Source organism: Marinobacter sp. es.042 (assembly GCF_900188315.1).
In the GTDB taxonomy this organism is placed as follows: domain Bacteria; phylum Pseudomonadota; class Gammaproteobacteria; order Pseudomonadales; family Oleiphilaceae; genus Marinobacter.
In genome coordinates, this window is the sequence record NZ_LT897781.1 from 1790004 (window position 1) to 1813122 (window position 23119).

22 protein-coding genes and 1 tRNA gene are annotated in these 23119 nt (G+C 56.9%); 6 read left to right on the plus strand and 17 right to left on the minus strand.

From position 1 onward, the window contains the following. Window positions 1–23 precede the first annotated feature (23 nt). The 17 genes from CFB02_RS18340 to rpsB form a co-directional block, all read right to left on the minus strand. Window positions 24–566, minus strand: a complete 543-nt coding sequence (locus CFB02_RS18340; RefSeq protein ID WP_319823078.1) for a fibronectin type III domain-containing protein — start codon at window positions 564–566, stop codon at window positions 24–26. Window positions 567–836: 270 nt separating this feature from the next. Then, window positions 837–913, minus strand: a tRNA-Met gene (locus CFB02_RS08445). A 69-nt stretch (window positions 914–982) separates the two neighbouring features. Then, window positions 983–1669 (minus strand): ribonuclease HII, encoded by a 687-nt coding sequence (rnhB, locus tag CFB02_RS08450; RefSeq protein ID WP_088557653.1) that lies wholly within the window; start codon window positions 1667–1669, stop codon window positions 983–985. Then, the gene (gene lpxB / locus CFB02_RS08455) at window positions 1669–2850 is read right to left on the minus strand and encodes a lipid-A-disaccharide synthase (RefSeq protein ID WP_088557654.1); all 1182 of its coding nucleotides are present in this window, start codon (window positions 2848–2850) and stop codon (window positions 1669–1671) included. Before lpxB ends, rnhB begins: the two co-directional genes overlap by 1 nt. Before the next feature lie 18 nt (window positions 2851–2868). Then, on the minus strand, window positions 2869–3660 hold the full coding sequence (lpxA, locus tag CFB02_RS08460; RefSeq protein WP_008170364.1) for an acyl-ACP--UDP-N-acetylglucosamine O-acyltransferase: 792 nt from the start codon (window positions 3658–3660) through the stop codon (window positions 2869–2871). Then, window positions 3660–4097: a 3-hydroxyacyl-ACP dehydratase FabZ gene (gene fabZ, locus CFB02_RS08465; RefSeq protein ID WP_008170365.1), complete on the minus strand. Its 438-nt coding sequence runs from the start codon at window positions 4095–4097 to the stop codon at window positions 3660–3662. Before fabZ ends, lpxA begins: the two co-directional genes overlap by 1 nt. Before the next feature lie 11 nt (window positions 4098–4108). Then, window positions 4109–5134, minus strand: a complete 1026-nt coding sequence (lpxD, locus tag CFB02_RS08470) for a UDP-3-O-(3-hydroxymyristoyl)glucosamine N-acyltransferase (RefSeq protein WP_088557655.1) — start codon at window positions 5132–5134, stop codon at window positions 4109–4111. 47 nt (window positions 5135–5181) lie between these two features. Continuing rightward, on the minus strand, window positions 5182–5679 hold the full coding sequence (locus CFB02_RS08475; protein ID WP_041645134.1) for an OmpH family outer membrane protein: 498 nt from the start codon (window positions 5677–5679) through the stop codon (window positions 5182–5184). A gap of 45 nt (window positions 5680–5724) precedes the next feature. Next, window positions 5725–8043 carry an outer membrane protein assembly factor BamA gene (bamA, locus tag CFB02_RS08480; protein ID WP_088557656.1) on the minus strand — a complete coding sequence of 773 codons (2319 nt, stop codon included), beginning with the start codon at window positions 8041–8043 and terminating at the stop codon, window positions 5725–5727. 44 nt (window positions 8044–8087) lie between these two features. Then, a complete protein-coding gene (rseP, locus tag CFB02_RS08485) occupies window positions 8088–9437 on the minus strand; it encodes an RIP metalloprotease RseP (protein WP_088557657.1) in 1350 nt (449 codons plus the stop codon). Window positions 9438–9486: 49 nt separating this feature from the next. Beyond that, window positions 9487–10671, minus strand: coding sequence for a 1-deoxy-D-xylulose-5-phosphate reductoisomerase (gene ispC / locus CFB02_RS08490; protein ID WP_088557658.1), 1185 nt, complete (start codon window positions 10669–10671; stop codon window positions 9487–9489). 2 nt (window positions 10672–10673) lie between these two features. Then, window positions 10674–11513 (minus strand): phosphatidate cytidylyltransferase, encoded by an 840-nt coding sequence (locus tag CFB02_RS08495; protein ID WP_088557659.1) that lies wholly within the window; start codon window positions 11511–11513, stop codon window positions 10674–10676. Between the two features lie 21 nt (window positions 11514–11534). After that, on the minus strand, window positions 11535–12305 hold the full coding sequence (gene uppS / locus CFB02_RS08500; protein ID WP_088557660.1) for a polyprenyl diphosphate synthase: 771 nt from the start codon (window positions 12303–12305) through the stop codon (window positions 11535–11537). A 71-nt stretch (window positions 12306–12376) separates the two neighbouring features. Next, entirely contained in the window at window positions 12377–12934 is a 558-nt protein-coding gene (frr, locus tag CFB02_RS08505) for a ribosome recycling factor (protein ID WP_008170376.1), read from the minus strand. Between the two features lie 74 nt (window positions 12935–13008). Further along, window positions 13009–13737, minus strand: a complete 729-nt coding sequence (pyrH, locus tag CFB02_RS08510; RefSeq protein ID WP_008170379.1) for a UMP kinase — start codon at window positions 13735–13737, stop codon at window positions 13009–13011. 185 nt (window positions 13738–13922) lie between these two features. After that, a complete protein-coding gene (gene tsf, locus CFB02_RS08515) occupies window positions 13923–14792 on the minus strand; it encodes a translation elongation factor Ts (RefSeq protein WP_088557661.1) in 870 nt (289 codons plus the stop codon). 92 nt (window positions 14793–14884) lie between these two features. After that, on the minus strand, window positions 14885–15637 hold the full coding sequence (rpsB, locus tag CFB02_RS08520; protein ID WP_008170383.1) for a 30S ribosomal protein S2: 753 nt from the start codon (window positions 15635–15637) through the stop codon (window positions 14885–14887). A 252-nt stretch (window positions 15638–15889) separates the two neighbouring features. Between rpsB and map the strand changes: the two genes are divergently transcribed. The 6 genes from map (at window position 15890) to dapE (ending at window position 23082) form a co-directional block, all read left to right on the plus strand. Next, on the plus strand, window positions 15890–16660 hold the full coding sequence (map, locus tag CFB02_RS08525; RefSeq protein WP_008170385.1) for a type I methionyl aminopeptidase: 771 nt from the start codon (window positions 15890–15892) through the stop codon (window positions 16658–16660). Next, window positions 16661–19306: a [protein-PII] uridylyltransferase gene (locus CFB02_RS08530; RefSeq protein WP_088557662.1), complete on the plus strand. Its 2646-nt coding sequence runs from the start codon at window positions 16661–16663 to the stop codon at window positions 19304–19306. Continuing rightward, a complete protein-coding gene (gene dapC / locus CFB02_RS08535; protein ID WP_088557663.1) occupies window positions 19303–20505 on the plus strand; it encodes a succinyldiaminopimelate transaminase in 1203 nt (400 codons plus the stop codon). Before CFB02_RS08530 ends, dapC begins: the two co-directional genes overlap by 4 nt. Continuing rightward, window positions 20502–20843, plus strand: coding sequence for an ArsC family reductase (locus CFB02_RS08540; RefSeq protein WP_088557664.1), 342 nt, complete (start codon window positions 20502–20504; stop codon window positions 20841–20843). The genes dapC and CFB02_RS08540 overlap by 4 nt, the downstream gene beginning before the upstream one ends. 87 nt (window positions 20844–20930) lie before the next feature. Then, a complete protein-coding gene (gene dapD, locus CFB02_RS08545; protein WP_088557665.1) occupies window positions 20931–21959 on the plus strand; it encodes a 2,3,4,5-tetrahydropyridine-2,6-dicarboxylate N-succinyltransferase in 1029 nt (342 codons plus the stop codon). Next, window positions 21946–23082 (plus strand): succinyl-diaminopimelate desuccinylase, encoded by a 1137-nt coding sequence (gene dapE / locus CFB02_RS08550; protein ID WP_014576625.1) that lies wholly within the window; start codon window positions 21946–21948, stop codon window positions 23080–23082. Before dapD ends, dapE begins: the two co-directional genes overlap by 14 nt. Window positions 23083–23119 lie beyond the last annotated feature (37 nt).

Genomic DNA, 23119 nt, shown 5'->3' on the forward strand with positions numbered 1-23119 from the left:
ACTCCAGGCCCGGGGTTCTAGTTTCAGGAACGGATGGACTTGCTCACAACATCGGAGGGCTCACTGGTCAGCCCGTTGGTATCCTGAACCTGGATAGTGAAATACCAGGTCCCTGCGTCCAGACCACTCACCTCGTAGGACATTTCCGCTTCGGCCTGAGCATTGGTGACGACCACCTCTTCGCTCAGCTCGTCAGCATCCTGACCGTACCGGATCACATATTTGTCGAGCTCACCCATCGGAATGCTCTCGCCGTTAACGCGAGTCAGGGGAGCGCTCCAGCTCAATACTGCGGAGCGCTCTGGAGATGACTCTTGTCCGCCGGCGCCCCCGGAATCAACTTGACTGCCTGATCCAGCGGAATCTCCAGAATCGCCCGGCGAATCGACGCTAGCACTACCCGATGATCCACCCCCACAGCCTGTGAGAAGTGCTCCAAAAATAAACGCGGCGATCCATGCCTGTGACACTTTGATGACGCGTTTCATAAGCATTAAGCACCAATAAATCGTCGACTTTGTTAAATTGTATAAAACGCGGACGATTATCGGTGTGACTGGGGTCATTTTCCTAATTACGAAAATGTCAATTTCCCGTCAGGGATTGGTAATAAAGCGGGGAAGTAATTGATCAGGCGGGCAAATTTTTGCTTAACGGAATCAAGCGACATACACAACGTTACAAAAAAGTCTGGGCAGGGGCAGTGGAGAAAAAATGCGCATGCTGAAGTGCGAAAAAAAGGTCCCCAAATACGGGCCTTTTGCTTATGGTGGGTATGCTCACAAAGGTCGAATACAAACAATAAAGCCCGCAAGATGCGGGCTTTATTTCAATAATGGTAGCGGGGGCTGGATTCGAACCAACGACCTTCGGGTTATGAGCCCGACGAGCTACCAGACTGCTCCACCCCGCATCAAAACTGGTTGTTTACCGGGCTACCCCGATCAACGTGCGCGTATAGTAAGGATTGGATGCGGAACTGTCAATCGATATCTTCGAAAAGGTCGGCCCGGTACTGGAGCCCTTCGGGCTCTGTGGCAATCTGATCTCGATAAAACCCCACTGTCTCAATCACTTCCTGAACAGGTCGAAACGAGCGGCGGTGTTCAGTGGTTGCTCCGAGGCGGCGCAGGGCTTCCAGATGGACCGGGGTCGGATAACCTTTGTGCTGCGCCAGGCCGAAACCGGGAAAACGCGCTTCCAGCGCTTCCATTTCCCGGTCACGCGTTACTTTGGCAATAATAGAAGCGGCGCTGATGGCTGCCACCCGACTATCGCCTTTGACAACCGGTTCCGACGGCCAGCGCCACTTGGGACAGCGATTGCCATCCACCAGAACGTACTCAGGCACCACAGCCAGCCCCGACACTGCGCGCTCCATAGCCAGCATTGTGGCCTGGTAGATATTCAGCCGGTCAATTTCGTGGGACTCGCACCGGCCAATGCTCCAGGCTTTGGCATGCTCGAGAATCTGATCGTAGAGGGCGTTGCAACGCTTCTCGGTCAGCTTCTTTGAGTCAGCCAGGCCTGCGATTGGCCGGTCCGGATCCAGAATGACCGCGGCAGTCACAACGGCCCCGATGAGCGGCCCCCGACCGACTTCGTCCACACCGGCAAGCAAAGAACCGGTGTAACGACACTCGAAGGGTGGCAAAGGGCTCTTGGGCATCAGTGGGCACCCTGCTCTATCAGGTCTGAGATCGCTTGAGCGGCTTTTTCATCAGCCCCCTGCTTCAGTGCATGGTGCAACTCGGTAAAGGCTTCGTTAAGCCTCGCCCTCTCTTCTTTGTTCTCGAGTCGCTCAAGCACTGCTGCACCCAGACTCTCGGCCGTGGCGTCGTCCTGGAGCAGCTCTGGAACAAGCTGGCGCTTGGCGAGGAGATTGGGCAATGCGACATGAGGCACCTTCACCAACTTCGACAGAAGAGCATAGCTGAACCCGCTCAGGCGGTACCCTACAACCATCGGCTTTTTAAGAAGCATCGCTTCGAGTGTTGCCGTTCCAGAGGCCAAGAGCACAACGTCGGAGGCGGCCATAACATCCCTGGAACGCCCGCGTATTATGGTAACCGGAAGCTTCAACTCCAACGCATCGACCAGATCGCGCACCTGCTTCTCCCGGTCCCGGTTCACGCAGGGGATCACCAACTGCAGATCAGGTCTTCTTTCCTGTATCCAGCGAGAGGCCTCAAGGAACAAGGTACCAAGTCTCTCCACTTCTCCTGCACGACTACCGGGAAGCACCGCCAGTACGGGTGCATCCGCATTTATTCCCAACGACTCCCGCATCTTGAGGGTATCCGGTGCCACGGGAATTCGATCCGCCAGTGGATGGCCCACGAAGGCTACAGGCACCTGATGCTCCTCGTAAAACCTCGCTTCGAAAGGAAACAGCGTCAACATCAGGTTGACCGACTTGGCAATTTTGAAGATCCGCTTCTGCCGCCAGGCCCAGACCGATGGGCTGACATAATGCACGGAAAGAATGCCGGCCTCGCGGCAGCGCCGTTCGATCGCAAGCGTAAAATCCGGAGAATCGATACCGATCACGACATCCGGTGGCGTGGCGAAGAAATAGTCCAGGAGCCGGGCCCGGATGCTGAACAGTTCACGAATTCGTCCAAGAACCTCCACCAGCCCCATGACCGAAAGACGTTCCATCGGCACCAGGGAATGAAATCCCTCCGCAACCATTTCCTCCCCGCCAATGCCGACAAACCGGGCCTGGGGATAGCGTTGGCGCAGCGAACGGATCAGGCCGGCACCGAGGATATCCCCCGATGCCTCACCGGCAATGATTCCGAATGTGATTTTACGCTCGCTGATGGTCGCGTGAGAAAGATCTGTCACCGACAGGCTCCTGCCGGGTTAGCGGATGATGCCGCGGTGAGCTCCACGCAGGGAGTCAATGAGGGGGCGTATTTCTGCAACATCGGAGTAGGACTTCTCAAGCTCTTCGACGGCCTGTTCTGTTGTCAGCCCCTGGCGATAGATCACCTTGTAGGCGCGGCGCAGAGCCAGCAAGACATCCTTGCTGAAACCACGACGCTTGAGGCCTTCCACGTTCATGCCGTGTGGCTGAGCAGACTGACCGCTCGCCATCACATAGGCCGGGATGTCCTTGAGTACGATGCTGCCACCGGCGGCCATGCTGTGGGGACCAATATGACAGAACTGGTGCACCATGGTACCACCGCCCAGGATCGCGAAATCACCGACGGATACATGGCCCGCCAGGGTGGCACAATTGGCCAGAATGGTGTTGTCACCGACGATACAGTCATGAGCGACATGCACGTACGCCATCAAAAGGTTGCCGCTGCCGATACGGGTTTCACCCCGGTCCTGGACCGTGCCCCGATGAACCGTGCAATTCTCGCGAATCACGTTGTTGTCACCAATCACCAGTGTGGTTGGTTCGCCCGCGTATTTCTTGTCCTGGCATTCCTCGCCGATACTGGAGAACTGGAAAATACGGTTATTCCGGCCGATAACCGTCGGCCCCTTTACCACCACGTGGGACAGGATCTCGGTACCCTCGCCGATTTCCACATCGGGGCCAATGTAGCTCCAGGGCCCGACAGTAACGTTGTCCCCGAGCCTGGCTGACGGGTCTACAATCGCCTGAGGATGGACACCCGACCAGTCATTCGTCGCCATCAAACTTCTCTCTCAGCGGTCAGAATCTCTGCCACACAGACGACTTCACCGTCGACCAGGGCGCGACACTCGAATTTGTAAATACCCCGTTTACCGGAGATGAGTTCCGACTCCATGCACAGTTGATCTCCCGGCAAAACCGGGCGCTTGAACCGGGCCTTGCTCGAGCCGGCGAGGTATTGTACCACGCCGTCAGAAGGTTTCCGGCCCACAGTCACAAAACCGAGAATGCCCGAGAGCTGGGCCATGGCTTCGATAATCAGAACGCCCGGCATGATCGGGTTGTTCGGGAAGTGGCCCTGAAAGAATGACTCGTTGAACGAAATATTCTTGTAGCCCTTGATCGATTTTCCTTTTTCGACCTCCGTTACCCGATCCACCAGCAAAAACGGGTATCGGTGCGGCAGGTATTCCAGAATTTCGTCGATGTTCATCATGTTGATCGGCCTCAGCCCTCTAATTTCTTTTCCAGTTCTTTGACCCGTCGCGCCAGCGCATCAAGTTGCCGGAAGCGCACAGCATTCTTGCGCCACTGACGGTTGGTATCGGCGCTGGTGCCAGATGAATAGACTCCGGGCTCACGGATATCCCCGGTCACCAGAGTCATACCTGTCAGATGGACCTGATCCCCAATCTCGAGATGGCCGGCCACGCCCGAGGCGCCACCAAACACGCAGTGCCGACCAATACGAGTACTTCCGGCAATGCCAACCATGGCCGCCATGGCGCTGTGATCACCGATGCGAACGTTATGGGCAATCTGGATCAGGTTATCGAGCTTTACGCCGTTGCCAATCACCGTGTCGTCCAGTGCACCGCGATCAATGGTGGTGTTTGCCCCCACTTCCACATCATTTCCGAGCACAACCCGACCGAGTTGCGCGATACGATGCCATACGCCCTTCTCATTGGCGAAGCCAAAACCGTCGGAGCCAATAACGGCGCCGCTGAGGATGTGACAACGCTCACCAATGACCACATCGTGGGCCAGCGTTACCCTCGGTCGAATCAGCGTGCGGGTTCCGATGCTGGCGCGGGCGCCAATAACGGAGCCTGCCCCAACAACGACTTTCTCGCCGATCTTTGCTTCCGCTTCCACTACCACGTTGGGGCCAATACAGGCGTCCTCAGCAATGGACGCAGACGAATCCACCACTGCAGTTGCATGAACGCCGGGGATAGCAACAGGGGCAGGATCAAACCAGTGGCTCAGTTGAGCATATCCGAGATAAGGGTTGTCCAGTAACAGGACGTTGGTCGGAGCATCTTTGGCCGACGCGGGCGAGACAATAACAGCCGAGGCACGCGTATCTGCCAGGTATTTACCGTAGGACGGATTGGCAAGGAAACTGATCTGGTCGGGACCAGCCGCCTGCAAGGTCGCAAGGCCCGATACCTTCACATCCGGATCACCCCGTAGCTCCGCACCGAGGGCACTGGCAATATCCCCAAGGCGATAGGACCTTTCTGTCATTGCGAGCTCCCAAGCAACGATCAGGGCACCGGGGTGCCCGTCACAGGTTAACGGTTCAGTTTTTCAAGAAGCTGAGAGGTCAGATTCATTTCCGGCTTTACATAGACAACCGCTTCGCTCGGAAGGATCAGATCAAGGTTGTTCTCCTCAAGCAGCTCCTTGACCGCAGCGTCTACCTCGGGACGGGCTTGCTCGAGAAACGCCTGCTTGCGCTGATTCACTGTAGAATCCAGCCGCTGCTTCAAAAAGTTGAACTCTTTTACCTTTTCCTGAAACTCGCCGGCCAGCTGGTTACGCTCGCTCTCGTTCATCATGGCACCGTCTTTTTCCAGACGCTCCTGAAGCTTGCGAGCTTCTTCCTGCGCTTCGCGAACCCGGGCTTCATCGCCGGCAAAGTCTTTCTGAAGCGACTCGCTGAAGGTCTTGGCATCGTCAGACGAGAACAGTGCCTGACGCAGATCGACCACACCAATGCGGGTTTCGGCCATCGCCGGGAATGAAAACGCCAGCATCACGGCAGCGAACATCAACACAAATCGGGACATTGGTTTTCTCCTGGTTTTCATCCGTAGATTGTTATTATCCATGCTTTAGAAGGTCTGGCCCAGCGAGAACTGGAACACCTGAGTGTCGTCGCTAGCCTTGTCGTTCAGCGGGTAGGCGAGACTGAATGCCAGCGGACCAACCGCGGTAATCCACTGGAAGCCAACACCGGCGGCCATCCTGATTTCACTCAGCTGCGGATCAAACCCCCGTGCCGTGTCAAATACCTGGCCGGCATCGAGGAAAAAGGCGGTCCTCATCGAACGGGTATCGCCGGCAAAGGGCGTCGGGAAAATCAGCTCAAGTCCTCCCTCGGTCAGCACGTTACCGCCGAACGGATCAGGATCGGAAAGGTCGTTGATGTTATTGGTTGCTTTGAGGCCCAAAGAGTTAGCCTCGTAACCACGCACAGATCCGTAGCCACCGGTGTAATAGTGTTCGTAAAACGGCAACTGATCGACATCGCCGTAACCATCTCCATAGCCAATCTCAGTGCGCGTTCGGAAAACCCAGCGATTGTCATTTGTAACCGGGTAGTAGAAATCGGTTCTGTGTGTGGCCTTATAAAACGTCAGATCACTACCCGGAACCGCCACATCAAGAGACAGCGAGTGACTGTAACCGTCGGTTGGCAAGACACCACGGTTCAGGGTACTGCGGCGCCAGCTTCCAAACAGGAAAAAGTTGGTGAATGAGTCGCCCTCTTCATCAATAAACTCACTTACCTCTTGGGAGGTGAACAGACCTTCCGTCAGATTCGATTGGGTTACGCCAGCGCCGAAATTCAGGCGGGTAATGTTGTCGGTGGGATATCCGAAGGTTACCCGGCCACCATATTCATCCAGCAGGAATGAGGAGATATCCTCTTCTTCAAAGTCAGTCTCACGGGCGAAAACACTAAAACCCCGACTCACACCATCAACGGTGTAGTACGGATCGAGATAGGAGATGTTCGCACTCTTGATGGAATCACTGACGTTCACACCGAAAGATACCCGTTTACCCGTACCGAAGAAGTTGTTCTCGGAGACATTGGCACCTAGGATCACCCCGGAATCCTGGGAGAAACCGACAGACGCGGACAGGCTGCCTGTGGGCTGTTCTTCGACAGAGTAGTTCACATCAACCAGATCGTCAGTGCCTGGCACAGGCACGGTTTCAACGTTCACGGTCTGGAAGAAGCCAAGACGTTCGAGCTTGGTCTTGGAGAATTCGATGCGGTCGGAAGAGGCCACGCCCCCCTCCATCTGCGTCATTTCCTGGCGAAGCACATCATCACGGGTCGACACGTTACCATCGAAATTGATCCTGCGCACATAGGCCCGCTTGCCAGGCTCCACAAAGAAGGTGACGGCAGCCGTGTTGTTCTCACCGGGCTCCGGAACAGCATTGACGTTGGCGAAGGCATAGCCCTCACGCCCGAGCCGGAACGCCAGGGATTCGGAAATGGCCGTCATACGGGAGCGGGAGAACACGTCGCCTTCCTCAACCGGAATCAACGCACGCAATTCCTCTTCCCCCACGATGAGATCCCCGCGAAGGTTGATTTCCGAAATGGTGTATTGGGGCCCCTCATTCAGGGCGATCGCAATAAAGACTTTTTGTTTGTCAGGGGAAATGGAGACCTGACTGGATTCCACGTTGAAATCAAGATACCCGCGGTCAAGATAGAATGACCGTAGCGATTCCAGATCGCCGCTTAGCCGCTCTCTGGCGTACTTGTCCGAGTTGGTCAGGGAATTCCACCAGCTCGTGGACTGCAGCTCGAACAGTTCCTGCAACTCCTCGTCGCTGAAATCCTTGTTGCCGATCAGATTGATATGGTGAATCGCAGCGACCGACCCCTCGTTGATATCCAGGCGAATCGCAACGCGGTTTCTGGGCAGTTCCTCGGCCGTAGCCTTTACCCGGGCGTTGTAGCGCCCCTGGGCAATGTAGGAGCGCAGGATTTCAAGCTCGAGACGCTCAAGGGTTGCGCGCCGGAACACCTGCCCCTCCTGGAGCCCGGCACCCGCCAGCGCGTCCATCAACATCTCGGTTTCGATGTTCTTGTTACCCTCAATCTCGATGTCACTGATGGAGGGACGTTCGCGCACCGTCAGGATGAGTACGCCGGCATCCCGGCTGGCCTCAATGTCGGTAAAAAGCCCTGTCCGGAACAGCGATTTGATCGCACCAGCCAGCTCAGTCTCGTCCACCTGTTCACCAATATTGACAGGGAACGCGGAAAACACGGTACCCGCAGATACCCTCTGCAAGCCTTCCACCTCAATATCCGCCACCGTGAACTGATCAGCAAGTGCTGGCTTCAGGCCGGACACAGCCACAGCGAGGCCAACGGCTACACCTAGAAGAGAACGTCTCATTCAAATATTTCGCCTGGTTAATGCGCGTAAGGAGCTCGCAATTCTCACAACCGCATCAGGTCGTTGTAAAGAGCAAACACCATTAATGTGAGGATCATTGCCATACCAATTCGTAATCCAAACGCCTGAGCCTGCTCGGAAAGCGGCTTTCCACGGAGGGCTTCGATGGTGTAGTAGACGATATGACCACCATCAAGAACCGGCACAGGTAAAAGATTCAGAATGCCCAGACTCACGCTGAGATAGGCAAGAAAACGCACGAAGTCTTCGAATCCGGAGCTGACACTGGCTTCAGCCACCCGGGCAATGGTGATGGGCCCGCTGAGATTGGTGGGCGACAGCAGGCCAGTAAACATCTTCTGGATGGCCACCAGCGTCAGACGGGTATCTGCCCAGGTTTCGCTGAGGGCAACCGGCACCGCAGCGAACGGGCCGTAGCTGACATCCCGCAAAACCTCTTCCGGCCAGGAAATAGCTTCCACACCGGCACCGACAAAACCAATCGACTCCCCGCTCTCTTCGGCCCTCGCCTCCGGCGTTACACTGACAGCTTGTTCCGCACCATTACGTTCGATGGTTACCTGCAGCGTCTGCTCCGGGGCATTGCGAATAAATTCAACCAGCTCGAACCAGCTGTTGATAGATTCCCCGTTGACGGCCACGATGCGGTCACCAGGCTGAAGCCCTGCCGCCTGAGCGCGGCCACCGTCGGAAATCTGCCCCAGTACCGGGGGAACCGCCGGGCGCCATGGTGTGATACCGAACTCGGCCAAAGGATTGGGGGTGTCATCACTCAGGCCCCAACCGGAAAGCTCGCCGCTGATCGTCCCGCGCGCGCCGTCCTCCGAAACCTCCATGGAAATCAGGCCATGCTCCCCGGTCCGCTCCAGAATGCGCATATTCACATCGCGCCAGGAGCTTACCCGGTGGCCATCCACCGCGTGGATTTCCATGCCTTCCTGCAGACCGACCCGCTCGGCCACGCTCTCATCGGCAATCTGCCCAACAATGGGCGCGACATGGGTAACGCCGACCACGCTCAACAGCCAGTATGCGAAAATAGCGAAAATGAAGTTGGCCACGGGACCGGCTGCGGCGATGGCAATGCGCTGCCCTGGCGGTTTGGAGGTAAAGGCCTGGTCCCTCAGTTCTTCTGGCACCGGCCCTTCGCGCTCATCCAGCATTTTCACGTAGCCACCCAATGGAATGGCGGCAACCGCAAACTCGGTTCCATGCCTGTCGTACCATGAAAACATCGGTTTCCCGAAACCCACCGAGAAACGGAGCACTTTCACGCCGCAACGCCGGGCAACCCAGAAATGACCGTATTCGTGCAAGGTCACGAGGATACCCAGGGTAAGTGCGAGTGCTAGGACGGTTTCAATAATCTGCATAGCGTTCCTGATTGAATGGCTTCAGCCGGGCAGCATTCCGCTGCGACTATCAGACAGTTAACAGACCTATCTGTTCCCGCGCACGGGCCCGTGCCTCTTTATCCTTTGCAAAGATAATGTCAAAGCTGTCTGCTGGTTCAACAGCAGTCGCGACCAGCGTTCGCTCTATGATAACGGGGATATCCGAAAAACACAGGCTGCCCTCGAGAAAAGCAGCAACAGCCACCTCATTGGCGGCATTGAGAACCGCCGGCGCAGTGCCACCCGCCTCAAACGCTTCCGCCGCGAGGCGCAGACACGGAAAACGACCCAGATCCGGACGCTCGAAGTGAAAGCGGCCGATCGCAAACAGGTCGAGGGGGGCAACGCCGGCATCAATGCGCTCTGGCCAGGCCATGCCGTTGGCAATCGGTGTTCTCATATCGGGACTGCCAAGCTGGGCCAGAACGGAGCCATCGGCATATTCAACCATCGAGTGGATAATACTCTCAGGGTGGACATGCACCTCAACTTTCTGGGGTGTGGTGTTGAACAGCCAGCAGGCTTCAATGAGCTCCAGGCCCTTGTTCATCAGGGTGGCCGAGTCCACGGAAATCTTTTGCCCCATGGACCAATTCGGATGGGCACAGGCCTGGGCGGGCGTTACCGATCGAAGATCCTCGGCAGAATGTTCCCTGAACGGGCCACCGGAGGCTGTCAGAAGTATACGAGTGATGCCGGCACCGGCAGGGTCCCGGACCTTGTCGGCCGGCATGCACTGGAAAATCGCGTTGTGCTCGGAGTCGATCGGCAGCAATTCTGCCCCCGCTTCGGCCACGGCATCCATAAACAGTTTGCCAGACATCACAAGCGCTTCTTTGTTGGCAAGCAATACCCGCTTTCCCGCCCGCACCGCCGACAGTGTTGGCGAAAGACCCGCTGCCCCGACGATAGCCGCCATCACAGTGTCGACATCGGGGGTGGAGGCCACCTCGCACAACCCTTCCAGCCCGCCAAGCACGCGAGTTTCAGGCAGGTCTACCAGCAATTTTGAGAGCACATTGGCCGCTTCAGGATCAGCCATGACCGCCACTTTCGGACGAAATTCACGGCAGAGGGCCGCGAGCTCTTCAGCACGGGTACTGGCTGTGAGCGCATAGACCGAGAAGCGGTCAGGGTGGCGCCGAACAACGTCCAGGGTACTGAGACCGATGGAGCCGGTCGCCCCGAGAACACTGATAGAGCGGGTTACCATAGTCACCAGTGCCCGCTTGTCAGCCAACCAAGTTGGGTAATAATTAACGCAAATACCGGAATGGCCGCCGTCAGGCTATCGATCCGGTCCATGATGCCACCGTGACCGGGTAACAGCTGACTACTGTCCTTGATGCCACGGTGCCTCTTGAGCATGCTTTCCAGCAGATCGCCCAACACTGAAACAAGACCCGTGGCAAGGCTGGCAACAATTAGCAGCGAGGTCTGAACCGTCCCTGCCGAAGCCAGCCAGCTGACAATCAGCGCAAAAACTCCGACGGCCATCAGGCCGCCCCAAACGCCCGCCCATGATTTGCCAGGACTGACACGGGGCGCCAACTTTGCCTTGCCAAACGCCCGACCGGCGAAGTAAGCACCGATATCGGCAACCCACACCACACAGAATACGTAGAGAATGAGCAGCAGGTTGTTGGTACTGTCACCAAACTGGAAACCGCCGGTTCGCAGGTGATTAAGGCCCACCCACGCCGGCACCAGAACGAACAGCCCCATCACCGCTCTTGCGGGTAGACTGCCCCATTTTTCGGAGCCGGCGGGGTAACTGCGAACCAGAAGGAAGCACACGCCCCACCAGAGCAGCGCTAACCAGAGGACCGCCACAAACGGAACGTTCAGCAGGCCGTAGAGAATGATAGCGGTGGCCAGTGCGTAGCCAACCCGGCCAGCAGGACTCTCAATACCGGACATATTCGCCCACTCCCAGGCGCCCAGGGTAATGATGGCGCCGGTAAAGAGCGCAAAACCCAGGGGCGGGAGGAAAAAGATCCCGCCAATGGCGATAGGAGCAAGGATCAGTGCGGTGATAATTCGGGTTTTTAACACGGTTAACGTCGCTATCGTTCGTTATTGTTGTACAGCCTTGGCCGCTATCTGATCATCCGTCTGGCCAAAGCGACGCTGTCGGCCGGCGTAGGCATGCAGGGCCTTGAGCATCTCTTCCTGTTGGAAGTCAGGCCAATACACCGGTGAAAAGTAAAGCTCTGTGTAAGCCAGATGCCAAAGCATGAAGTTGCTGATTCTTTGCTCACCGGCGGTACGAATCATCAGGTCCGGCATTGGCAGGTCACCGATGCTGAGGTGCTGCTGAATAAGGTCATCTGTGATGTCAGAGGGTGCCAACTGCCCGGAGCGGACCTGCTCGGCCACCTTGCGTGTGGCCTGCGTGATATCCCAGTGACCACCATAGTTGGCGGCAATTACTAGGGTCATCCGGGAGTTGTTGCGGGTCAGCTCTTCAGCCGACTCCATGTGTTCACGCAGTGAAGCGCTGAACGCTGAACGATCACCGATAATGCGCAGGCGGATATCGTTCCGGTGAAGCTTGCGAACCTCGCGCTCAAGGGCGAACAGGAACAGTTTCATGAGCGCGGATACTTCGTCCTTGGGTCGCCGCCAGTTCTCGCTGGAAAAGGCAAACAGCGTGAGCACTTCCACGCCTTCACGGGCACAGGTTTCCACCACTGCCCTGACCGCATCGACACCGGCCTTGTGCCCAGCCACTCCCTTGAGACGACGGGCCTTGGCCCATCGATTGTTCCCGTCCATGATGATGGCCACATGCCGGGGCCGACTGTCTGCCGACACCGGAATCTCTGCGGATACAGTTCCCGTCATGAAATCCCCTGTGCGGCCGGAGCGCCTCGGTGCTTCGGCCTTTCAATTCGCTTGCAAGTAGGTCCGGACGGTTAAACCGCCATCAGGTCCTCTTCTTTGGCCTTGAGCATCTTCTCGACTTCTGCAATATAGCGATCGGTCAGCTTCTGGATATCGTCCTCGCCCTTGCGCTCGTCGTCTTCGGTGATTTCCTTTTCCTTCAGCAGATCCTTGATCATGCTGTTCGCGTCGCGACGCGCATTACGGATGGAAACACGACCGTGCTCGGCGTCTGCTTTTGCCTGCTTGACCATTTCCTTACGGGTTTCTTCTGTCAGCATGGGCATCGGGATACGGATGATATCGCCGCTGGTCGCCGGATTCAGGCCAAGATCTGACGCCATGATAGCCTTCTCGATGGTCGGCATCAGGTTTTTCTCCCAGGGAGAGACCGTCAGCGTGCGGTTATCCTCGACGTTGACGCTAGCCACCTGCTTCAGCGGCGTCTCCTGGCCGTAGTAGTTCACCATGACACTATCCAGGATAGAGGGGTGGGCACGGCCGGTGCGGATCTTGTTGAACGCGGAGTTAAGGGACTCCAGGCTCTTTTTCATTTTCTTTTCGGCTTCTGCTTTGATGTCGTTGATCACTTCAGCATCCTCAATTCGTTCGTCATGTCATTCTGTAATCTGGCGCCACGATCCTGTGGTGCCGGGACAGCGATTCATTCGATCAGTGTACCTTCTTTCTCGCCAGTTACGATGCGAGTAAGGGCGCCGGCACGGTTCATATCGAACACCCGCAGCGGCATGCCGTGGTCACGGGCGAGACAGATGGCTGTCAAATCCATCACGCCCAGTTTCTTGTCCAGAACCTCATCATAGGTGAGGTAGTCGTATTTCTCTGCACTGCTGTCGAGGTGCGGATCCGCTGAGTATACGCCATCCACTTTCGTAGCCTTCAGCACCGCGTCGGCCTCGATTTCAATGCCACGCAGACATGCAGCGGAATCGGTCGTGAAGAAAGGGTTACCGGTACCGGCGCAGAAGATCACGACATCGCCATCCTTCAGATCCCGTACCGCACGACGGCGGTCGTAGTGCTCCACGATGCCGCTCATGGGGATCGCGGACATCACACGGGTCCGGATGTTCGAACGTTCCAGGGCATCACGCATGGCCAGACCGTTCATCACGGTGGCCAGCATGCCCATATGATCACCGGTCACCCGATCCATGCCGGCCGCATTCAGGGCTGCGCCACGGAACAGGTTGCCACCACCAATAACCAGACCAACCTGCACGCCGATGCCAATCAGCGCACCGATTTCCAGTGCCATGCGGTCAAGAACTTTGGGATCAATACCGAAATCGTGCTCTCCCATCAGGGCTTCGCCACTGAGTTTGAGCAGAACACGCTTGTATCTGGGCTGGGTTTTCGATGATGTCGGCATGATGATCCCCTTGTCGTCTGTTGGCTGCTATCCGGCGTGGTACCCGTTGCAGGCTTGTATCTGACATACTCCTCATAAAAAGGGGTATCTCAGATACAAGCCCGCCACGAGAGCCGGGAATTCCCGGCTAACGTGGCAGACTCAGGTGATACAGTGGCTCAAAGCCCGCTGCATCGAACGAAGGATCAGGCCTTGCCTGTGCCGGCTGCAGCAGCAACCTCGGCAGCAAAGTCCACTTCTTCCTTCTCAATGCCTTCACCCACTTCCAGACGAACGAAGCCAACCAGCTCGCCGCCGTTGGACTTGATCAGCTCGCCCACGGTCTGGTCCGGGTTCTTGACGAAAGGCTGCTCAACAAGGCTGTTCTCCTTGAGGAACTTCTTGATGCGGCCACCCATCATCTTTTCGACGATCTCGGCAGGCTTGCCTTCCATATCCGGCTGGGCCTTGATCACATCCTTCTCTCTCTCGAGTTCTTCTGCCGGCATGTCTTCCGGCTTGCCGACACGCGGGTTAACGGCAGCTGCGTGCATGGCGATGTCACGGGCAACTTCAGGATCACCGGCAGTCAGGGCGACAACCGAAGCGATCTTGTTGTTGCTGTGAACGTATCCGCCAACAACCGGGCCTTCAACCTTGACGATACGACGAACAGTGATGTTCTCGCCGATTTTCTGAACCAGCGCTTCACGCTTGGATTCCAGATCGCCTTCCATCAGCTTGGCTACGTCGGTTTCGCCATTTTCAAACGCAACGTTCAGCACGTCGTTGGCAAAGTTCAGGAAGTTGTCATCGCGAGCAACAAAGTCGGTCTCGGAGTTCACTTCCAGAATAAAGGCAACGGTGTTGTCGTCAGAGATCTTGATCAGTGAAGCGCCTTCAGCGGCGGTACGGCCGGCTTTCTTGGCAGCTTTCAGACCGGATGACTTGCGCAGCTCTTCGATCGCAGCGTCAACGCTGCCTTCGGCTTCAACAAGTGCCTTCTTGCATTCCATCATGCCAAGGCCGGTACGCTCACGCAGCTCTTTGACCATTGCAGCGGTAATTGCAGCCATGTTCAATCCTCTCAACTGTTCCGAATTCGGTGGGGCGGCGTGCCTCGGAAAACACCGGGCACACCTTACATCTAAAACGTGAAGGTAAAACGTTACTCAGCGGCTGGAGCAGCGCCTTCAGCGTCTTCGCTGACTTCAACAAACTCGTCAGCACCGGCACCAGCAGACTGGGCTGCTTCCATGCAGGTATCAGCAACGGCTTTCACGTAAATCTGGATCGCACGGATAGCGTCATCGTTGCCCGGGATCACGTAATCGACACCGTCGGGATCACTGTTGGTATCCACAACGCCGATGACAGGAATGCCAAGCTTGTTGGCTTCCTTGATGGCGATACGCTCGTGGTCAACGTCAATCACGAACATCGCGTCCGGCAGGCCGCCCATGTCCTTGATACCACCAATGGAGCGCTCCAGGCGGTCCATTTCACGGGTACGATCCAGTGCTTCTTTCTTGGTCAGCTTGTCAAAAGTACCGTCCTGGCTCTGGGTTTCCAGGTCACGGTAGCGACGGATAGACTGACGGATGGTCTTGTAGTTGGTCAGCATGCCACCGAGCCAGCGGTGGTTAACGAACGGCTGACCGGCACGCTCGGCTTCTTCCTTGATGATCTTGGCCGCGGCACGCTTGGTACCAACGAACAGGATCTTGTTCTTGTTCTCTGCCAGCTGCTGAACAAACTTCAGCGCGTCGTTCATGGCAGGAACGGTCTGCTCAAGGTTGATGATATGAATCTTGTTACGGGCGCCGAAGATGAACTTCGACATTTTCGGGTTCCAGTAGCGGGTCTGGTGACCGAAGTGAGCACCTGCCTTCAGCAGGTCACGCATATTTACCTGAGCCATGATAGTTACCTTTTTAGCTTCGGGTTAGTCCTCCACGTATCCGATTACCCCAACCTGGCTCCTTCAAAAGCAGGAGCAGGCACCCTGGGATAACGTGCCGACACGTGTGTGAATTTGCTGGATTCGTTTCCAGCGGGCGCGTTTATACCATATTCGGCCCGACAAACGCCATTATTTTTGACGGCGAGCTTCCTTGTACCCGGGCAGCAGGCCCCTTAAAATGCCGGTTTGGCACAAACAACGGGAAACCCAATGCAGGTATCGATCAAGACACCGGAAGAAATTGAAAAGATGCGCGTCGCTGGCCGCCTGGCGGCCGAAGTCCTCGAGATGATCGGCGATCACGTCAAGCCCGGCGTTTCCACCGAAGAGCTTGACCGGATTTGCCACGACTATATTGTTAATGAGCAAAAATGCATTCCGGCACCGCTCAACTACAAGGGGTTTCCGAAGTCCATCTGCACGTCGGTCAACCACGTTATCTGCCATGGCATCCCGTCTGAGAAGAAAATCCTCAAAGATGGAGACATCCTTAATATCGATGTCACCGTAATAAAGGATGGCTACCACGGCGACACCAGCAAAATGTGGATTGTCGGCAAGCCGAAACCTGGCACCGAGCGGCTGATCCAGATTACACAGGAGTGCCTCTATAAAGGTATTGAACTGGTCAAGCCGGGAACCCGTCTGGGCGATATCGGGCATGTTATTCAGCAGCACGCTGAGAAACACCGTTATTCCGTAGTTCGCGATTATTGTGGCCATGGAATCGGCGCAGTATTCCACGAAGAGCCTCAGGTAATGCATTACGGCAAACCCGGCACCGGTCTGGAGCTGCAGGAAGGTATGACGTTTACCATTGAGCCGATGATCAACCAGGGCAAGTACCAGACCAAGCTTCTGCCGGATGGCTGGACCGTCGTTACCAAGGACCACAAACTCTCTGCACAATGGGAGCACACCATCCTTGTGACGGCGGACGGCCATGAGGTCTTGACCAAGCGAAAGGAAGAGTCCTTCTAAGTGGACCAAAGCGAGCTGGAATCCCGCATCAGTAATGACCCATCTCCGGTTACGGCGGCCCGGGAGCTGTTAAAGGGCAGGTATGACGCCGATGCCGAAGCCTTTCGACAAGGCGCCGATGTGCGCGCCCTTGTCCGCTCCCGGGCTGACACGGTCGATACGGTTCTCAGATTGATCTGGAACCGCTACCCCTTTTCCGATTCACCGGACATTGCCCTGATCGCGGTCGGCGGCTACGGACGGGGTGAGCTGCACCCCCATTCGGACATCGACCTGCTCATTCTCACCCGTGCCGGCATCGAAGACAGCTGGCACGAAGATCTGGGCGCGTTTGTTACCCTGCTGTGGGATCTCAGGCTGGATATCGGCCACAGTGTTCGCAGCATCGAGGAAAGCAAGACAGCCGCTCGTGAAGACATCACCATACTGACCAACCTGCTGGAAACGCGCACTATTGCCGGCCCGGATGAACTCCGGTCAGATCTGAGCGAGCAAGTCTATTCCGATGATGTCAGCACCGACCGCGACTACTTTATTGCGAAGCGTGAGGAGCAGCAGCAACGGCATCAGAAATACGGCGATACCGAATACAACCTCGAGCCAAACGTGAAGGGTTCCCCGGGCGCCTTGCGGGACATACAAACGATCGGCTGGATTACCAAGCGACATTTCGGACTGCAGAACATCGCTGACCTGACCCGCTTCAGCATTCTTACCGAGGAAGAACATCAGATTCTGTTCCAGGGTGAAACCTTCCTCTGGCAACTGCGATACGGCCTGCAGCTGCTCGCTGACCGGAATGAAAACCGGCTGCTGTTCGATCATCAGCGAGCCCTGGCCCAGATGCTCGGCTATAGAGACGAAGGTAAGCGGCTGGGCGTCGAATTGATGATGCAGGCCTACTATCGCACCGTCCTGGCCCTCGCCGAACTGGCGGATGTGATTCTGCAGTATTACGACGAAGCGATTCTGGGTAGCCCATCGGAAGACGCCATCCAGCCTATCAACAAGCGTTTCCAGATTCGCAACTACTATATTGAAGCGGTCAACAACCAGGTCTTCGCCTACGCGCCCTATGCCATCATGGAAATCTTCGTTCTGTTGGCTCAGCACCCTGAGATCAAGGGCATTCGGGCCACGACGATCCGGTCGCTTCGGGCCCACCGGCATTTGATCGATGATGCGTTCCGATCTGATCTGGCGGTGACTACCCTGTTCATGGAGCTGCTCAGAACGCCCCATGCCCTGGATCAGACGCTGTCTGCCATGAAGAAGTACAACGTGCTCGGGCGCTATCTCCCGGAGTTTGGTCAGATCATTGGCCAGATGCAGCACGACCTTTTCCACATTTACACCGTGGATGCCCACACCATGCGGGTCATCCGCAACATGGTGAGGCTTGGCGGCTCGGAAGCCCGAACCGAGTATCCGCTGGCATCTCGCCTGATTCACAGGCTGCCGAAACTGGAAACTCTCTACATTGCGGGCATTTACCATGATGTGGCCAAAGGCCGGGGTGGCGATCACTCGGAACTGGGTGCCATCGATGCCGAAGCCTTCTGCCAGCGGCATCACCTGAGCGAACGGGACACCCAGCTGATTTCCTGGCTGGTGGAAAACCACCTGCTGATGTCCATGACAGCCCAGCGCAAAGACATCTCCGACCCGGACATTATCCATGGGTTTGCCAGGGCAGTGCCGAGCCAGGCGCACCTGGATTACCTGTACGTTCTAACCGTGTGCGACATCAGCGCTACCAATCCGAAGCTATGGAACACGTGGCGGGCCTCGCTGTTGCGCCAACTCTATATCGAGGCCAAACGGGCTTTGCGTCGGGGCACTGAAACGCCCATCGACCGACAGGAATGGGTTCGCGCTACCCAGTCGGAAGCCCGTGAAATCCTGCATGCCCAGAACATGACCGACGAACAGATCGACGCCATCTGGGACACCGTGGACGAAGACTATTTCCTCCAGGACTCGACCGTGGACATCGCCTGGCAGACTGCTGCCATCATCAGACACGGCGACAATACGGACCCGCTGGTGCTGATTCGAGACACGCGGGGCGGCCCTACGGACGGCTACTCCCAGATCATTATCTACATGAAGGACCGGGTTGCCCTGTTCGCTGCGACAACGGCGGTCCTCGAACAGCTGAACCTGAACATCGTGGACGCGCGCATCAGCTCAAGCGAGGGGCCCTACTCGATCAGTTCCTATGTGGTACTTGATGAGAAGGGACAGCCTCTGGGCATCGACCCTGCGAGAAAAGAACGGGTGCGTTTGCGCCTGATCGAAGAACTGGACGACCCGGATGACTATCCGGACATCATCCACCGGCGCACTCCACGCCAGCTCAAGCATTTCGCTTTCCCGACGGAAGTGACGTTCTCGAATGACACCATCAACCAGCGCACCGTAATGGAAGTGATCACGCCCGACCGCCCGGGGCTTCTGGCCCGCATCGGCCAGGTGCTGCTGGAGCACCGGGTACGCCTAAGCAACGCCAAGATTGCTACTCTCGGCGAGCGCGTAGAGGACGTTTTCTTCGTAACGGACGAACAGGGCGAGCCCATCCGGGAGCCGGCGGTATGCCAGGCCCTACAGCAAGATCTTTGTAAAATGCTGGACGACATTCAATGAATCCAAATCTGGACAAACTTCACCCCTACCCTTTTGAAAAGCTTGCCAAACTGAAGGCAGGCATCAGCGTGCCCGATCATCTCCGGCCGATTTCCCTGGGGATTGGAGAGCCGAAGCACCCTTCGCCCGATTTCGTCAAACAGGTCATTGCGAACAATCTGGACAAGCTTGCCAATTACCCCACCACCCGGGGCACGGATGAACTCCGCGAGGCCATCAGTGGCTGGGCAACCCGCCGATTCAATCTGAAGGCCGGCAGCCTCAGCGCGGCGAACAACATCGTGCCGGTAAACGGCACACGCGAAGCAATCTTCTCCCTGGTTCAGGCTGTCGTGGATGCCACCAAGCCTGCCACCGTAGTCAGCCCCAATCCGTTTTATCAGGTTTACGAGGGAGCCGCCTTCCTTGCTGGCGCGACGCCCGTATACCTCCCTTGCGATGGCTCAAATGGCTTCATTCCGGATTTTGATTCAGTGCCCGAATCCATCTGGCAGGAATGCCAGGTACTGTTTCTGTGCTCTCCGGGCAATCCCAGTGGTGCTGTTATCTCCCGGGAAGCGCTGACCAGGGTGATAGCTCTGGCCGACAAACACGACTTTATCGTTGCTTCCGACGAATGCTACTCCGAACTCTATCCGGAGGAAGGCAACCCGCCGGAAGGTCTCCTGCAAACCTGCGCCGCCATTGGCCGGGATGACTACGCCCGCTGCGTGGTGTTCCACAGCCTGTCCAAACGCAGCAACCTGCCCGGCCTGCGATCGGGTTTCGTAGCCGGGGATGCAAGCATTCTTGATGGCTACCTGAAGTACCGCACCTATCACGGCTGCGCCATGCCCATCCACAATCAGCTGGCGAGCATCGCCGCCTGGAGCGACGAAGACCACGTTCGGGAGAATCGTGCAGCGTACCGTGCCAAATTTGAGGCCGTGGTCCCGATCCTCCGGGAAGTTATGGATGTTGATTTTCCGGATGCCGGGTTTTACCTGTGGCCGATAACTCCGATGGACGATGAAACGTTTGCCCGGGAGCTCTCGGCGCAACAGAACGTGCACGTGTTGCCTGGACGATATCTTTCCCGAACCGTGGATGGCCATAACCCCGGAGAAAACCGTGTCCGGATGGCCCTGGTCGCCCCGCTGGAAGAGTGCGTAGAGGCAGCGGAACGCATTGTTGAATTTGTTAAGGCGAACAAGCCATGAAACTGTACGGCATCAAAAACTGCGACACCGTAAAGAAGGCCCGGAAGTGGCTGGACGAACAAGGTATCGACTACGAATTCCACGACTTCAAGAAGGATGGCCTGCAGAGTGAGTTGCTGTTCCGCTGGGAGCAGGCGGTCGGATGGGAAACCCTGCTGAACCGCCGTGGCACCACCTGGCGCAAACTTCCGGAGGACGTTCGTGATACCATTGACGCCCAAAGCGCTCACGAGATCATGCTGGAGAATCCATCCATTATTAAGCGCCCCGTTGTCGAAAACGTCGGTGATGTGCGCGTAGGTTTCAGTGCAGACGAATGGTCCGCATGGCTGGCCTGAATCTCGGGCAAACCAGATCCAAACTTTAATTTCAGGGGTCTTGAGGCATTGCCCTGCCCCCACATTCATAACAGGAGCAACCATCAGATGAGCTTTGCATTCGGTATCGGTATCGGCACCCAGAACAACCAGGGCGAGTGGCTGGAAGTGTTTTACCAGCAGCCGGTCATGACACCCGATAACACCCTGATGGACGTCATCTCCAACGCCCTTGATTACAAGGATGGCAACCAGGCGATCAGCGCGACCGCCGAGCAGCTCAGCCAGCTCGCCAACGCCTTGCGTCAGATCGGCCAGACAGGCCAGGCATCACTGGCGGACAAAGCGGCCGTTAGCAAGCGCCCGGTGGTTGTCACAGTACTCGAAACAGATGACACCGCGTCCAGCACCCCGGAGGTTTACCTCAAGCTTCACCTGATTTCTCATCGCATGGCCAAACCCCACGGATTGAAGCTGGACGGCATTTTTGGCCTGCTGCCGAATCTGGCCTGGACCAGCGAAGGCGCGATCGATCTGAACGAACTGTCCGACCGCCAGCTTCAGGCTCGCCTGGAAGGCCGCACACTGGAAGTCAAATCCGTGGATAAATTCCCGCAGATGACCGATTACGTGGTGCCGAAAGGTGTCCGCATTGCCGATACCGCCCGGGTTCGCCTTGGCGCCTATGTGGGTGAAGGCACCACGGTCATGCACGAAGGGTTTATCAACTTCAACGCCGGCACCGAAGGCACCAGCATGATTGAGGGCCGCATTTCCGCAGGCGTCATGGTGGGCAAGGGGTCTGATCTGGGCGGTGGCTGCTCCACCATGGGCACCCTTTCCGGTGGAGGCAACATCATCATTGCCGTTGGCGAGAACTGCCTGATCGGCGCCAACGCCGGTATCGGCATCCCGCTGGGCGACCGTTGCAAGGTCGAGGCCGGGCTGTACATCACCGCCGGCACCAAGGTTGCGCTGCTCGACGACAACAACGAGCTGGTTGAGGTGATCAAGGCCCGCGATCTGGCCAACCAGACAGACCTGCTTTTCCGCCGTAACAGCCAGACTGGCGCGGTGGAGTGCAAAACCAACAAGTCTGCCATCGAGCTGAATGAAGAGCTGCATGCAAACAACTGATTCCCCGACCCTCGAACTTGCCGTTGATCTGATCCGCCGGCCGTCTGTTACGCCAGACGATGCCGGCTGTCAGGAACTGATGATGTCGCGCCTTGCGCCTCTGGGCTTCACCGGCGAGAACCTGCGCTTTGGCGATACCGATAACCTCTGGGCCCGAAAGGGCTCCGAGGGACCGGTGCTGGCCTTTGCCGGCCATACCGATGTCGTACCAACCGGGCCGGAAAAGAACTGGTCGCACCCCCCCTTCGATCCTGTGATCAGGGATGGCTACCTCCTCGGCCGTGGCGCCGCGGACATGAAGGGCAGCCTGGCAGCCTTCGTAACCGCCTGCGAGCGCTTCGTTGCAAGCTACCCGGACCATCGGGGTTCCATAGCCCTGCTGATTACCAGTGACGAAGAGGGACCAGCCCAACACGGCACGGTCAAAGTGGTGGAAACTCTCGAAGCCAGGAACGAAAAGATCGACTGGTGTCTGATTGGCGAGCCGTCCAGCACCCGAGAAGTGGGGGATGTGATCAAGAATGGTCGACGAGGCTCTCTGCATGGTTACCTGACCGTGCATGGGGTTCAGGGCCACGTAGCCTATCCGCACCTGGCCGAGAACCCGGTTCACCTGGTTGCGCCTGCCCTGGATGCGCTGGCAAAGGAATTCTGGGATAACGGCAACGACTTTTTCCCGCCAACCACCTTCCAGATCACCAAGCTGGAGGCCGGTACGGGCAGCAACATTATTCCCGGTGAATGCCTGGTGCACTTCAACTTCCGCTACTGCACGGAAAACACTGCAGAAAGTCTGGAGGAACGGGTGGTAGCCATCCTGGACCGCCACAACCTGAAATACGATCTGCAGTGGCACCTCAGTGGCCGTCCGTTCCTGACGGACAAGGGCGCACTCGTGTCTGCCAGCCAGAGCGCTATTCGCACGGTGACAGGCCGGGAAACCGAACTTTCAACCTCCGGCGGCACCTCGGATGGCCGTTTCATTGCGCCTACCGGCGCGCAGGTGGTCGAACTTGGCCCCATCAATGCGACTATTCACAAAGTGGATGAGTGCGTAAAGGCCGACGATTTGAATACCCTGTCTGAAATCTACGAACAGATTCTGATCGAGCTTTTAGCCTAGGGCGTGAACTTGGGGTCAGATGAAAATGGGGGCAGAA